The sequence below is a fragment of the Pseudomonas purpurea genome (genome assembly GCF_039908635.1).
Classification (GTDB): Bacteria; Pseudomonadota; Gammaproteobacteria; order Pseudomonadales; family Pseudomonadaceae; genus Aquipseudomonas; species Aquipseudomonas purpurea.
The window spans coordinates 5,674,123-5,687,826 of record NZ_CP150918.1; the positions used below are offsets into that span (position 1 = coordinate 5,674,123).

Sequence of the window (13,704 nt, forward strand, 5' to 3'; positions counted from 1 at the left end):
ACAAGCCCGCTCCCCTATTTGATTGTGGTTAGTTCACGACTTCCAGCAGCGGCTGTTGGCTGGAACCAAACGTCAAATACTCAACCAGCTCCGCCAACGGCAACGGTTTGCTGATCAGGTAACCCTGCACCTGATCGCAACCATAGCCCCTGAGCAAATCCAGCTGCTCCGGTGTCTCGACGCCCTCGGCGACCACTTCCAGGTTCAGGTTGTGGGCCAGGTTGATCATCGCGTGCACCAGTTTGCGGTTCTCTTCACGCTGCTCCATGCCACCGACAAAACTCTTGTCGATCTTCAGCAAGGCAATCGGCAGGCTGTTGAGGTGCACAAAGGATGAAAAGCCGGTGCCGAAATCGTCCAGCGAAAACCGCACGCCCAAGCGGCCCAGCGCATCCATGGTCTGCTTGACCAGGTCACTGCGACGCATCACGGCGGTTTCGGTCAATTCGAACTCCAGCCACTGCGCTTCAACGCCGCGCTCGGCAATCAGCCGACTCAGGGTCGAGAGCAACTGACTGTCCTGGAACTGGCGGAACGACAGGTTCACCGCCATGTGCAGCGGCGGCAGGCCACGTTCACGCAGCGCCTGCATGTCGCGCAGGGCTCGGGAAATCACCCAGTAACCCAGCGGCACAATCAAACCGCTCTGCTCGGCCAGCGGCACAAACTCGCTGGGCGGTAACAAACCGCGTTCACCATGGCGCCAGCGCACCAGCGCTTCGAGGCCGACGATTTGCCCATCGTGCAGGTTCAGGCGCGGCTGGTAATGCAGCTCCAGCTCATCGCGGCGCAACGCCCGGCGCAACTCGCTTTCGAGATCGGCGAGGCTGCGGGCGTTGCGGTTGATGCGTTCATTGAAGATGTGAAAAGTGCAGCCCTGCGTGCTTTTGGCTTGCTGCATCGCGATGTGCGCATGCCACATCAGCGGGTCGGCACCAGCCTGGGCGCGAGCGTGAGCAATGCCCAGGCTGCAACCGATCAACAGGCTTTCGCCGTCGACCCAGTAAGGTTCGGCCATGGCCTCGGTGATGCGTTCGGCCATCCATTCGGCGCGTTGCGGGGCGCGGCGGGTGTCGATCAGCAAGGCAAACTCATCGCTGCCCAGGCGCGCCAGTTGATCGCCGGCCTCCAGCTGGCTCTTGAGCCGCGAGACCACTTGCAGGATCAGCCGGTCGCCGGCCTGGTGACCCAGGGCGTCGTTGGCGTGGCGAAAGTTATCGAGGTCGAGGTGCCCGAGTGCCAGGCCGCGCCCTTCGTTCTCCGCCAGGCGCGCTGCCAGCAGGGTCTGGAAACCCTGGCGGTTGGCGATGCCGGTGAGCGGGTCCTGTTCGGCCAGGCGCTGCAAGGTGTTTTCCAGTACGCCGCGCTCGCGCACGTGGCGCAGGCACCGACGCAATGTGTCCACATCCAATGCATCGCGTACCAACCAGTCGCTGACACCGTCCGGTGGCGTAGCGGGTTCGTGATCGAGCAACAATACCGTTGGCAGGCTGCAACGGCCGGGGTCTGGCTGGAGTGTCGGAATGGTCAGCAAAACCGCGCTGCGGTTGTCCGTAAACAGACTGCTGACCGACTCCCAGGTCGGCGCACTGATCAACACGGCCGAGCTCCCCATTGGAGCCAGACACTCGCGCAACAACGCTGCCCACGCTGGCTCTTCGGCCAGTAGCAGCAAACGCAAGGGTTCGACAGGCGTAGACAAGCTAGCTCCCTAGACTCTGCAAAGATGTTGGCGGCGGGCATTATGACGCGCTGATAGACAATGACAAATGCTATTGATTATCAAACGCTATGTTGTACCGCTCTAAATCGAACATTAAGACGCAAATTCACCCCGCATCCTGCGGGAAAGTATCAAAACCGGCAAATTTAGATCGCGTGCTGCGTCACAAGTCGGAGAAGGCAGCAGAATCCGTCCAGCCTGTTAAAATGCCCGCCCTTTTCGCAAACGACTTCCTATTTTCGTATGTCCCGACTCAATCCCCGGCAGCAAGAAGCCGTGAGCTACGTCGGCGGCCCTCTTTTGGTGCTCGCCGGTGCAGGTTCCGGCAAGACCAGCGTGATCACCCGCAAAATCGCCCACCTGATCCAGAACTGCGGCATTCGCGCCCAGTACATTGTCGCCATGACCTTTACCAACAAGGCCGCGCGCGAGATGAAAGAACGGGTCGGCACCCTGCTCAAAGGCGGTGAAGGACGCGGGCTGACGGTGTGCACATTCCACAACCTGGGGCTGAACATCATCCGCAAGGAGCATGCGCGGCTGGGCTACAAACCCGGTTTCTCGATTTTCGACGAGACCGACGTCAAAGCCCTGATGACCGACATCATGCAAAAGGAATACGCAGGCGACGATGGCGTCGACGAGATCAAGAACATGATCGGCGCCTGGAAAAACGACCTGATCCTGCCGCCCGAAGCCCTGGAAAACGCACGCAACCCCAAGGAACAGACCGCCGCCATCGTCTACACCCACTACCAGCGCACGCTCAAGGCGTTCAACGCAGTGGACTTCGACGACCTGATCCTGCTGCCGGTCAAACTGTTCCAGGAACACGCCGATATCCTCGAAAAGTGGCAGAACAAGGTTCGCTACCTATTGGTGGACGAATACCAGGACACCAACGCCAGCCAGTATTTGCTGGTGAAGTTGCTGATCGGCACGCGCAACCAGTTCACCGTGGTGGGCGACGATGACCAGTCGATCTACGCCTGGCGCGGCGCCCGCCCGGAAAACCTGATGCTGCTCAAGGACGACTACCCGTCCCTGAAAGTGGTCATGCTCGAACAGAATTACCGCTCCACCAGCCGCATCCTGCGTTGCGCCAACGTGCTGATCTCGAACAACCCCCACGAGTTTGAAAAACAACTGTGGAGTGAGATGGGCCACGGCGACGAGATCCGCGTGATCCGCTGCCGTAACGAAGACGCCGAAGCCGAGCGCGTGGCCGTGGAACTGTTGACCCTGCACCTGCGTACCGACCGGCCTTACAGCGATTTCGCGATCCTGTATCGCGGTAACTACCAGGCCAAGCTGATCGAGCTGAAGCTGCAGCATCACCAGATTCCTTATCGCCTGTCGGGCGGCAACAGCTTTTTCGGACGTCAGGAAGTGAAAGACCTGATGGCCTATTTCCGCCTGATCGTGAACCCGGATGACGACAACGCCTTCCTGCGCGTGATCAACGTCCCACGTCGGGAAATCGGTTCGACGACCCTGGAAAAACTCGGCAACTACGCCACCGAACGCAAAATCTCGATGTACGCCGCCACCGATGAAATCGGCCTGGGCGAGCATCTGGATACGCGCTTCACCGATCGCCTGTCGCGCTTCAAGCGCTTCATGGACAAGGTGCGCGAGCAGTGCGCCGGCGAAGACCCGATCTCGGCGCTGCGCAGCATGGTCATGGACATCGACTACGAGAACTGGCTGCGCACCAACAGTTCCAGCGACAAGGCCGCCGATTACCGCATGGGGAACGTCTGGTTCCTGATCGAGGCGCTGAAGAACACCCTGGAAAAAGACGAAGACGGCGACATGACCGTCGAAGACGCCATCGGCAAGCTGGTTCTGCGTGACATGCTCGAACGTCAGCAGGAAGAGGAAGACGGCGCCGAAGGTGTACAGATGATGACCTTGCATGCTTCCAAGGGCCTGGAATTCCCCTACGTGTTCATCATGGGCATGGAAGAGGAAATCCTCCCGCACCGCTCCAGTATCGAAGCCGACACCATCGAAGAAGAACGCCGCCTGGCCTACGTGGGAATCACCCGCGCCCGTCAGACCCTGGCCTTCACCTTCGCGGCCAAGCGCAAACAGTACGGTGAGATCATCGACTGCGCGCCGAGCCGCTTCCTCGATGAGCTGCCGCCGGACGACCTGGCGTGGGAAGGCAACGACGACACACCAACCGAAGTCAAAGCCGTTCGCGGCAATACCGCATTGGCAGATATCCGCGCGATGTTAAAGCGCTAGAATTGAATACTTTTTAACTAAATATCGACGTACGCCAGGCGCTGTGAAAACGTAGCGAGCGAAGGTAAGACAAGGCAAAAACAGACGAGGAAGCGGAGTTTACTGACTGTAAATGAGCATTCCGAGCCTGTTTTTAACGCAGGATTACCGAGCATAGTAGTTTTCACAGTGCCTGGGCGCCAGTAGAGGAAAGCTTCATGGACGCACTGCACAAGAAAATTCGCGAAGAAGGCATCGTGCTTTCCGATCAGGTCCTGAAGGTCGACGCCTTTCTGAACCATCAGATCGATCCGGCCCTGATGAAGCTGATCGGCGACGAATTCGCCGCGCTGTTCAAGGATTCGGGCATTACCAAGATCGTCACCATCGAAGCATCGGGCATTGCACCCGCGATCATGACCGGTCTGAACCTGGGCGTGCCGGTGATTTTCGCCCGCAAGCATCAGTCACTGACCCTGACCGAAAACCTGCTGTCGGCGACCGTGTACTCGTTCACCAAGCAGACCGAAAGCACCGTGGCCATTTCCCCGCGTCACCTGACCAGCAGCGACCGCGTGCTGATCATCGACGACTTCCTGGCCAACGGTAAGGCGTCGCAGGCGCTGATTTCGATCATCAAGCAGGCGGGCGCCACCGTGGCGGGCCTGGGCATCGTCATCGAGAAGTCATTCCAGGGCGGCCGTGCGGAGCTGGATTCGCAAGGCTACCGCGTCGAGTCCCTGGCACGGGTCAAATCCCTGGCCGGCGGCGTTGTGACCTTCATCGAATAAGAGCAACTGCCCGCTTCAAGTTGCAAGCCCGCTCCAACACATACACCGCTGTACCTGTGGGAGCGAGCTTGCTCGCGATGAGGCCATAACATTCAGCATCGATGTCAGCTGTTACACCGCCATCGCGAGCAAGCTCGCTCCCACAGTTGATCTCGGCCAGCACTTATTGCGCAGTGGCCTTCAGGCCTGCCAGCAGCAATCGCTGATACAGGTCCTCCTTCAGCCCTTCCGGGTGGGTCAGTTGCATGCGCGCAAGGTGAGCCGGGTAGTCGGATGGCTCCGGCGCATCCAGGGCAGCCTTGCCCAATTCCAGAATCTCCGTGAGTTTGAACTTGCTCTTGAGCCAGTTCAGCGCCCGCAACAAATCCCGCTCTTCGCTGCTAAAATCGCTGCCCAACGGATACTCCGGGAACAACTGCGGATGGCGTGCCGCAATGGCCTGCAAGCGTTGCGGAGTGTTGTCGGCAAAGCGCGGATCAAGGACGAAATCCTTGGCCAGCTTGCCGGCCTTCTGCGCCTGTTCGATCAAACCGCTCTGGAAGCGTGAATCGCTGATGTTCAGCAGCGCCTCGATCACCTTCGCATCGGACTTGCCGCGCAAGTCGGCAATTCCGTATTCGGTGATCACAATGTCCCGCAAGTGCCGGGGAATGGTGCAGTGCCCGTACTCCCAGACAATGTTCGAACTCACGTCACCGCCCGACTCACGCCAACTGCGCAGGATCAGGATCGACCGCCCACCTTCCAGCGCATGGCCCTGTGCGACAAAGTTGTACTGCCCGCCCACACCGCTGAGCACGCGCCCGTCCTCCAGTTGATCCGCCACCCCGGCACCGAGCAAGGTCATGGTGAACGCGCTGTTGATGAACCGTGCGTCCAGGCGCTGCAAACGCTTGAGTGTTTCCTGACCGTAGAGCTCGTTGATGTAGCTGATGGCGGTCATGTCGAACTCGGCCAGTTTGCTTTTCGGCAACTCGCGCAGTCGTTGGTAGAAGCTGCGCGGTCCGAGGAAAAACCCGCCATGCACCGAGATACCACCCGCCTGGGACGCTGGATCGAGGGTGCCTGCATTGGCCTGCTGTTGCAGGGCGACAGTCGGGTAGACCTTGCGCCGCACGATCCCCGCATCGGCCAGCGCCAGCAGGCCGTTGACGAACATCTCGCTGCAACCATAAAGCCCTTTGGCAAACGGCTCCACGCCACCTTCACGGCTGATCAATGGCGCCCAGTACTGCACGTCCATATCCGTCAGCAGCGAACGATAGCCGTCGTTGTCGGCCTGGCGTGCCAGTAACGCAGCGGTCAGAGCATCGCCCATGGAACCAATGCCGATTTGCAGGGTGCCGCCGTCGCGCACCAGTGTGCTGGCGTGCAGGCCAATAAAATGGTCCTGACACCCCACCGGCATGTTCGGCGTGGAAAACAGCGTGCTGTGCTCCTGCTCGTCGATCAGCAGGTCGAAGGCGTCGCGTTCGACTTCAGAGCTGCCCGGCATGTAAGGCAACTCGCTGTGGACCTGCCCGAGCATCAGGATCGTTTCCCCGGCGGCCCGGCGCTTGGCGATCATCGGCAACAGGTCGAGGGTGATGTCCGGGTTGCAACTCAGGCTCAGGCGCTCCGGCTGTTGCGGATCATGGGCCACCAGTTGCGCCACCAGGTTCAAGCCGGCGGCGTTGATGTCCCGCGCGGCGTGGCTGTAGTTACTGCTAACGTAGTCCTGCTGGGCCTGGGTGCTGTGCAGCAGGCTGCCGGGCTGCATGAAAAACTGCTCGATATGGATGTTCGGCGGCAGGCGGTCACGGTGCAGGGCGGCGAGAAAATCCAGCTCGGGGTAATCACCGAACACCCGCTCGACGAAGGGCTCGAGAAAGCGCCGCTGCAAACCGTCGCCCAACGCCGGGCGCCCAAGACTCAACGCCGTGTACACCGTCAGCCGCCGCTCGGGCAGTTGCACGATGCGTTGATACAGTGCGTTGACGAAACGGTTGGGCTTGCCCAGGCCCCAGCGGCATACCCAGATGAATATGCGCAGGCAAACGTGCGAGCACGTCGTCGACCGCTTGCTCGATTGAAACCGACTGCACCATCAGACCCTCCAGGCTTTCCATGAGTGGGGTTTGATCGACTTTGCCGCGTCTTGACGGCGATGAACAGCCTTTCGCTCAAATCGCAGGCACGAAAAAGCCGCTCGCAAGCGGCTTTTTCGATGAAGATGAGGCTTATTTCAGGCCGGACATCTTCTGGATTGCGCCTTTGAGCTCGTCATCCGAGCAATCGGCGCAAGTGCCTTTCGGCGGCATTGCATTCAGGCCGGTAATGGCTTTGGCTAACAGACCGGACAAGCCGCCCTGGTGGTCGGCACGCTCTTTCCAGGCGCCTGCATCACCAATTTTCGGTGCGCCCAGCAGGCCAGTGCCATGACAAGCGTTGCAATGTTTTGCAATCACTTCGTCAGGGGTTTTCGCCCCACCGCCGCCTGCCGAAGCAGCGACTTCCATCCCTTTGCACTCTTGACCTTGCACACAAACCTGGCCGACTGGTTCAAGGCGTTTAGCGATATCGTCATTGGTCGCAGCTTGAGCGCTGACTGCCCAAAGGGCCAATACGGTTGCTGGTGCGGCCAGCATTTTCATAATTAGGTTCACGCGTACACCCTCAATGGTGGCTAGTCACGCCCACGGCCACGGTTTCGCAGGCGGGCGCAAGTATAACGGTTAGCCCGCCACACTGAAACAACCCTAAAGTCGAAGGGGTCTTGTTGTATGGCGAAATAATACTGCGGGCATCGCTGCAAATCTTGCAGGAGGCCTCTTTTCTTAGAAGTTCGCGGGCGTGGCTGCGCTGATTAGTCGCGCCGGCACATCGAACGGATTTCGGAAACGGTGCGGCTTGGTGCTTTCGAAATAGTAGCTGTCACCGGCTTCGAGCACGAATGTCTCCAACCCGACGACCAGTTCCAGCCGACCTTCCACCAGAATGCCGGTCTCCTCGCCTTCATGGGTGAGCATTTCGTCACCGGTGTCGGCGCCAGGCGGGTAGATCTCGTTGAGAAACGCAATCGCCCGGCTCGGATGGGCCTTGCCGACCAGTTTCATGGTCACTGCGCCATCGGAAATGTCGATCAGCTCATTGGCTTTGTAGACGATCTGAGTCGGTTTTTCCTGGAGGATTTCTTCGGAAAAGAACTCGACCATGGACATGGGAATGCCGCCAAGCACCTTCCTCAACGAACTGATCGAAGGGCTGACGCTGTTTTTCTCGATCATCGAAATGGTGCTGTTGGTGACGCCCGCGCGTTTGGCGAGTTCACGCTGGGAAAGACCTTTCAGTTTACGGATGGATTGCAGTCGTTCACCGACGTCCAATGCATTAGCCTCCCAGGATTCAGGTTGTAGGGATAATGAGCGGTATCATGGCGACAGCGTTCAGTATTTACAACACTTGGTCCTGAATCCTGTTCAGGAAGGCAACTTCCAGCAACGACCGCTTAGCCTCAGGCCCCGGAATAGAGCAGTGGCACCCGGCGCAAGTTGCAGAAAATCTGATAAGGGATAGTGCCCGCGGCGGCGGCGACGTCGCTGGCCAGGATGTTTTTGCCCCACAACTCGACCGTCGAACCGAGGCCGGCCTGCGGTACATCGGTCAGGTCGATGCAAAGCATGTCCATCGACACCCGCCCGAGCAACTGGCTGCGCTGCCCGGCCACCAGCACCGGCGTGCCGGTCGGCGCCTGACGCGGATAACCGTCGGCATACCCCATGGCCACCACACCGATGCGCATCGGCTTCTGGGTGATGAATTTGGCGCCATACCCCACCGGCTCGCCGGCCGGCAGTTCACGTACGCAGATGACTTTCGATTCCAGGGTCATGACCGGCTGCAAGCGCGCCGCCACGGCGTTGCTCTCTTCAAACGGCGTGGCGCCGTAGAGCATGATGCCTGGGCGCACCCAGTCGCTGGGCACTTGAGGCCAGCCGAGCACGGCGGGCGAGTTGCGCAGGCTGACCTGGGCCGACAAACCCTGGCGCGCCGCTTCGAACACCGCGACCTGCTCGGCAGCGCTGCTGCTGTGCAGTTCATCGGCGCGGGCGAAGTGGCTCATCAGCACGATCTTCGAGACCTTGCCACTGGCCAGCAGGCGCTGATACGCCGCCTGATAGTCCGCCGGATGCAGGCCAACACGGTGCATGCCCGAGTCGAGCTTCAGCCAGACCGTGATCGGTTTGCTCAGCGCGGCCTGTTCGATGGCTTCGAGCTGCCACAGCGAATGCACCACGCACCATAGATCCTGCTCAACGATCAGCGACAGTTCGTCGGCCTCGAAAAAACCTTCGAGCAGCAGCACCGGCGCACGAATGCCCGCGGCGCGCAGTTCTAGCGCTTCTTCGATGCACGCTACGGCGAAACCGTCCGCCTCGGCTTCCAAGGCCTGAGCGCAGCGCACCGCGCCATGGCCATAGGCATCGGCCTTGATAACGGCGAGGGCCTTGGCCCCCGACACTTCACGGGCCAGTTGGTAGTTGTGACGCAGGGCTTGAAGATCGATCAGGGCACGGGCAGGACGCATGGCGGCAGACTTCTAGGCGGTCATGGAGGGAAGAAAAACCGGCGCGGACCAGCGGCGTGAACCGCCAGCAGCGCCGGGAGAGGGATCGTTGTTAAGGCAGAGCGGCCACAACAGACAGCTCGACCAGGATTTCCGGTTCGCACAGTTTCGACTCGAGCGTTGCACGGGCCGGGGCCACGCCTTTCGGCAGCCACTGGTCCCAGACACTGTTCATGCCTTCGAAATACGCGTCGATGTCCTTGAGGTAGATCGTGACCGATAGCAGCTTGCTCTTGTCGGTACCGGCCAGATCCAGCAAACGCTCGATGTTGGCGAGGGTTTCACGGGTCTGCTGTTCAATCCCGGCGTTCATATCGTCACCGACCTGTCCTGCCAGGTACACGGTACCGTTGTGGACTACGATCTGGCTCATGCGCTCATTGGTGAGCTGGCGCTGGATTGACATGTTTTGCGGACTCCTGATGGGTGTTGCCGTAACGGGAAATATCGAGGCCTTCGGCACTGATCAGCGGCGTTTTCTTCGCCATCAGATCGGCCAGCAAGCGACCGGAACCACACGCCATGGTCCAGCCAAGCGTGCCATGACCGGTGTTCAGGAACAGGTTGCTGAACGGGGTCGCGCCGACAATCGGCGTACCGTCCGGCGTGGTCGGACGCAGGCCGGTCCAGAAACTCGCCTGGGCCAGGTCGCCGCCCTGAGGATAAAGGTCGTTGACGATCATCTCCAGGGTTTCGCGTCGACGCGGGTTCAGCGACAGGTCAAAACCGGCTATTTCAGCCATGCCGCCAACACGAATACGGTTGTCGAAACGGGTAATCGCGACCTTGTAGGTCTCGTCGAGAATGGTCGAAGTCGGGGCCATCGCCGGGTTGGTGATCGGCACGGTCAGGGAATAACCCTTGAGCGGATACACCGGTGCCTTGATGCCCAGCGGCTTGAGCAGTTGCGGCGAGTAGCTGCCGAGTGCCAGGACGTAGCGGTCGGCGGTTTCCAGCTTGCCGTCGATCCACACACCGTTGATACGGTCACCGGCGAAGTCGAGGCGCTGGATGTCCTGGCCGAAGCGGAATTCCACGCCCAGTTTCGTGGCCATTTCGGCCAGGCGCGTGGTGAAAATCTGGCAGTCGCCCGTCTGGTCGTTCGGCAGGCGCAGGGCACCGGCGAGGATGTCGGTGACACTGGCCAGTGCCGGTTCGACGCGGGCAATGCCGGCGCGGTCGAGCAGTTCGAACGGTACGCCGGACTCCTTGAGGACGGCGATGTCTTTGGCCGCGCCATCGAGTTGCGCCTGGGTGCGGAACAGTTGGGTAGTCCCCAGGCTGCGGCCTTCGTAGGCAATGCCGGTTTCGGCGCGCAGTTCGTCGAGGCAGTCACGGCTGTACTCGGACAGACGGACCATGCGCTCCTTGTTCACCGCGTAACGGCTGGCGGTGCAGTTGCGCAGCATCTGCGCCATCCACAGGTACTGACCAATATCGGCAGTGGCCTTGATTGCCAGCGGTGCGTGGCGCTGCAACAGCCACTTGATGGCCTTGAGCGGCACACCCGGCGCAGCCCAAGGCGAGGCATAGCCCGGCGACACCTGGCCTGCGTTGGCGAAACTGGTTTCCATGGCCGCGGCTGGCTGACGGTCGACGACGGTCACTTCAAAGCCGGCCCGAGCCAGATAGTAGGCACTGGCGGTACCGATAACGCCGCTACCCAAGACCAGAACGCGCATTTTCATTTCCCTCATCGCGGCTTACCGCAGACGTTTATTGTTCATAGCACAGATGCGCGCAGTGTAAAAAACATTGGCCAGTGCTTTTCACTATATAAGCACCTATATTTGGCGACAATTCTCGGCAAAAACCCTTTTCACGGAGGAGCATCCCCTATGCGGACGAACACTCAAACCAAACGAGAGCTGGACAAGATCGACCGCAACATTCTGCGCATCCTTCAGGCAGACGGTCGGATCTCGTTCACGGAGCTTGGGGAAAAGGTCGGGTTGTCGACCACGCCCTGCACCGAGCGGGTCCGGCGCCTTGAGCGCGAGGGGATCATCATGGGCTACAACGCCCGGCTCAACCCGCAGCACCTCAAGGGGAGCCTGCTGGTGTTCGTGGAAATCAGCCTCGACTACAAGTCCGGCGACACCTTCGAAGAGTTCCGACGGGCTGTGCTGAAACTGCCTCACGTGCTGGAATGCCACCTGGTGTCAGGGGACTTCGATTACCTGGTGAAAGCGCGGATTTCCGAGATGGCCTCGTACCGCAAACTGCTGGGTGACATCCTGCTCAAACTGCCGCACGTGCGCGAATCCAAGAGCTACATCGTGATGGAAGAAGTGAAAGAGAGCCTGAGCCTGCCGATTCCGGATTGAGAGTTCTACCTCAAGGGAATCATTGCATGAGCGGGCGCCATCGCGAGCAAGCTCGCTCCCACAGGAGATCTTCAGTGGATGCCAATTTGTGCACAACAGAGATCCAGTGTGGGAGCGAGCTTGCTCGCGATTGAAGCGACTCGGTCGATCTGAAATGAACGCGGCCGTTTAAACCAGCACCTGCCGGGTGCTGGCCATGTACTCATGAATCTGTTTTTCGGCCCGTGGATGAATCATCTCCACCGGGCGGCGGCCATTGGGGCATGGCAGGGTTGGCGTGGTGCCGAACAATCGGCAGATCAGCGGACGCTCGTCGTACACCGTGCAGCCGTTTGGGCCCAGGTGAACGCAGTTCAGTTCATCCATCGCCGCATCCTGCTCGGCCTTGGTCTTGCGCGGCAGGCGGGACATTTCTTCAGGAGACGTCGTCACCGGCCCACAGCAGTCATGGCAGCCGGGCACGCACTCGAACGAGGGAATCTGCTGCCGCAGCGTACGAATTTTCTGGCGGTTGCAGCTCATTGAAGCGATTACCGATGAAGTGAACGGGGTGGGATTTTGCCTTAAAAGCCGCAAGGCAGACAGCGCTGGCCGACCAGTGTTGCCCCTGGCGGAAGGTCCGGCTTATGCTCCGTCAAATTTTTCACACACAATAATCAGGATTACGCACATGAATGCCCGTGCTCAGCAACCTGTCCCGAGCCACCAGCACACCGCTTCCTACTACGCCGCCAGCAGCCTGCCGCAGCCCGACCATCCGGTGCTCACAGGCGAGCGGGTGGCTGACGTGTGCGTGGTCGGCGGCGGGTTCTCCGGGTTGAACACGGCAATCGAACTGGCCGACCGCGGCCTCAGCGTAGTGCTGCTGGAAGCCCACAAGATCGGCTGGGGCGCCAGCGGCCGCAACGGCGGACAACTGATTCGCGGCGTGGGCCATGGCCTCGACCAGTTCGCCAACGTGATCGGTGCCGACGGCGTTCGTGAGATGAAACTCATGGGCCTGGAAGCGGTGGAACTTGTCCGACAGCGCGTCGAGCGCTTTCAGATCGCCTGCGACCTGACCTGGGGCTACTGCGACCTCGCCAACAAACCCCGCGACCTCGAAGGTTTTGCCGAAGACGCCGATGAGTTGCGCAGCCTCGGCTATCGCCACGAACTGCGCCTGCTACAGGCCAATGAAATGCACAGCGTGGTGGGTTCCAAGCGTTACGTCGGCGGCTTGATCGACATGGGCTCGGGCCATCTGCACCCGTTGAACCTGGCCCTGGGCGAAGCTGTCGCCGCGCAACAACTGGGCGTGCAACTGTTCGAGCAATCCGCCGTGACACGCATCGACTACGGCAGCGAGGTCAAGGTCCACACCGCCCAGGGCTCGGTCCGCGCCAAGACCCTGGTGCTGGGCTGCAACGCCTACCTCAACGACCTCAATCCGCAACTCAGCGGCAAAGTGCTGCCCGCCGGCAGCTACATCATTGCCACCGAACCCTTGAGCGAAGCCCAGGCGCACGCATTGCTGCCGCAGAACATGGCGGTGTGCGATCAGCGCGTGGCACTGGATTATTACCGGCTCTCGGCTGACCGGCGCTTGCTGTTCGGCGGTGCCTGCCATTACTCCGGCCGCGACCCGCAGGACATCGCCGCCTACATGCGGCCGAAAATGCTCGACGTCTTCCCGCAGTTGGCCGGGGTGAAGATCGACTATCAATGGGGCGGGATGATCGGTATTGGCGCCAATCGCCTGCCGCAGATCGGCCGGCTCCAGCAGCATCCGAACGTGTATTACGCCCAGGGCCTACTCGGGACACGGGGTAAACGCCACCCACCTCGCCGGCAAGTTGCTGGCCGAAGCGATCTGCGGCCAGCAGAGCCGTGGCTTCGACCTGTTCGCCCAGGTGCCGCACATCACCTTCCCGGGCGGCAAGCATTTGCGCTCACCGTTACTGGCGCTGGGGATGTTGTGGCACCGGATGAAAGAGTGGGTCTGAGAGATTTGTGGCGTCGGTGCCGACGCTTGCGCGAGCATCG

Annotated in this window: 10 protein-coding genes and 2 pseudogenes; 4 read left to right on the top strand and 8 right to left on the bottom strand. The window is 60.4% G+C overall.

Features of this window, described 5'->3' with window-relative positions:
• Nucleotides 1-28: 28 nt before the first annotated feature.
• A complete protein-coding gene (locus tag AABM54_RS25670) occupies nt 29-1,702 on the bottom strand; it encodes a bifunctional diguanylate cyclase/phosphodiesterase (protein ID WP_347902689.1) in 1,674 nt (557 codons plus the stop codon).
• 264 nt (nt 1,703-1,966) lie between these two features.
• Between AABM54_RS25670 and rep the strand changes: the two genes are divergently transcribed.
• Both rep and AABM54_RS25680 read left to right on the top strand, forming a co-directional pair.
• Nucleotides 1,967-3,976, top strand: a complete 2,010-nt coding sequence (rep, locus tag AABM54_RS25675; RefSeq protein WP_347902690.1) for a DNA helicase Rep — start codon at nt 1,967-1,969, stop codon at nt 3,974-3,976.
• A 197-nt stretch (nt 3,977-4,173) separates the two neighbouring features.
• Nucleotides 4,174-4,746: a xanthine phosphoribosyltransferase gene (locus AABM54_RS25680; protein ID WP_347902691.1), complete on the top strand. Its 573-nt coding sequence runs from the start codon at nt 4,174-4,176 to the stop codon at nt 4,744-4,746.
• A gap of 163 nt (nt 4,747-4,909) precedes the next feature.
• Here AABM54_RS25680 and AABM54_RS25685 read toward each other — a convergent pair.
• The 6 genes and pseudogenes from AABM54_RS25685 to dadA all read right to left on the bottom strand — a co-directional run bounded on the left by AABM54_RS25685 (nt 4,910) and on the right by dadA (nt 11,034).
• A pseudogene (locus AABM54_RS25685) lies at nt 4,910-6,833 on the bottom strand (acetyl-CoA hydrolase/transferase C-terminal domain-containing protein).
• A 132-nt stretch (nt 6,834-6,965) separates the two neighbouring features.
• Nucleotides 6,966-7,379, bottom strand: coding sequence for a c-type cytochrome (locus AABM54_RS25690; protein WP_347902692.1), 414 nt, complete (start codon nt 7,377-7,379; stop codon nt 6,966-6,968).
• 183 nt (nt 7,380-7,562) lie between these two features.
• Nucleotides 7,563-8,111: a cupin domain-containing protein gene (locus AABM54_RS25695; RefSeq protein WP_347902693.1), complete on the bottom strand. Its 549-nt coding sequence runs from the start codon at nt 8,109-8,111 to the stop codon at nt 7,563-7,565.
• A 128-nt stretch (nt 8,112-8,239) separates the two neighbouring features.
• Entirely contained in the window at nt 8,240-9,313 is a 1,074-nt protein-coding gene (alr, locus tag AABM54_RS25700; RefSeq protein WP_347902694.1) for an alanine racemase, read from the bottom strand.
• A gap of 91 nt (nt 9,314-9,404) precedes the next feature.
• Complete coding sequence (locus AABM54_RS25705) at nt 9,405-9,758, bottom strand: RidA family protein (protein WP_347902695.1); 354 nt, start codon at nt 9,756-9,758, stop codon at nt 9,405-9,407.
• Entirely contained in the window at nt 9,730-11,034 is a 1,305-nt protein-coding gene (gene dadA / locus AABM54_RS25710) for a D-amino acid dehydrogenase (protein WP_347902696.1), read from the bottom strand. Before dadA ends, AABM54_RS25705 begins: the two co-directional genes overlap by 29 nt.
• A 156-nt stretch (nt 11,035-11,190) precedes the next feature.
• On the opposite strand from dadA, the gene AABM54_RS25715 reads away from it, so the two are divergent.
• Entirely contained in the window at nt 11,191-11,679 is a 489-nt protein-coding gene (locus AABM54_RS25715) for an Lrp/AsnC ligand binding domain-containing protein (RefSeq protein ID WP_003177284.1), read from the top strand.
• A 168-nt stretch (nt 11,680-11,847) separates the two neighbouring features.
• Here AABM54_RS25715 and AABM54_RS25720 read toward each other — a convergent pair whose 3' ends face one another.
• A complete protein-coding gene (locus AABM54_RS25720; RefSeq protein ID WP_347902697.1) occupies nt 11,848-12,201 on the bottom strand; it encodes a YkgJ family cysteine cluster protein in 354 nt (117 codons plus the stop codon).
• Nucleotides 12,202-12,349: 148 nt separating this feature from the next.
• On the opposite strand from AABM54_RS25720, the pseudogene AABM54_RS25725 reads away from it, so the two are divergent.
• Nucleotides 12,350-13,664, top strand: a pseudogene (locus AABM54_RS25725) (NAD(P)/FAD-dependent oxidoreductase).
• The last annotated feature ends 40 nt before the right edge of the window (nt 13,665-13,704 follow it).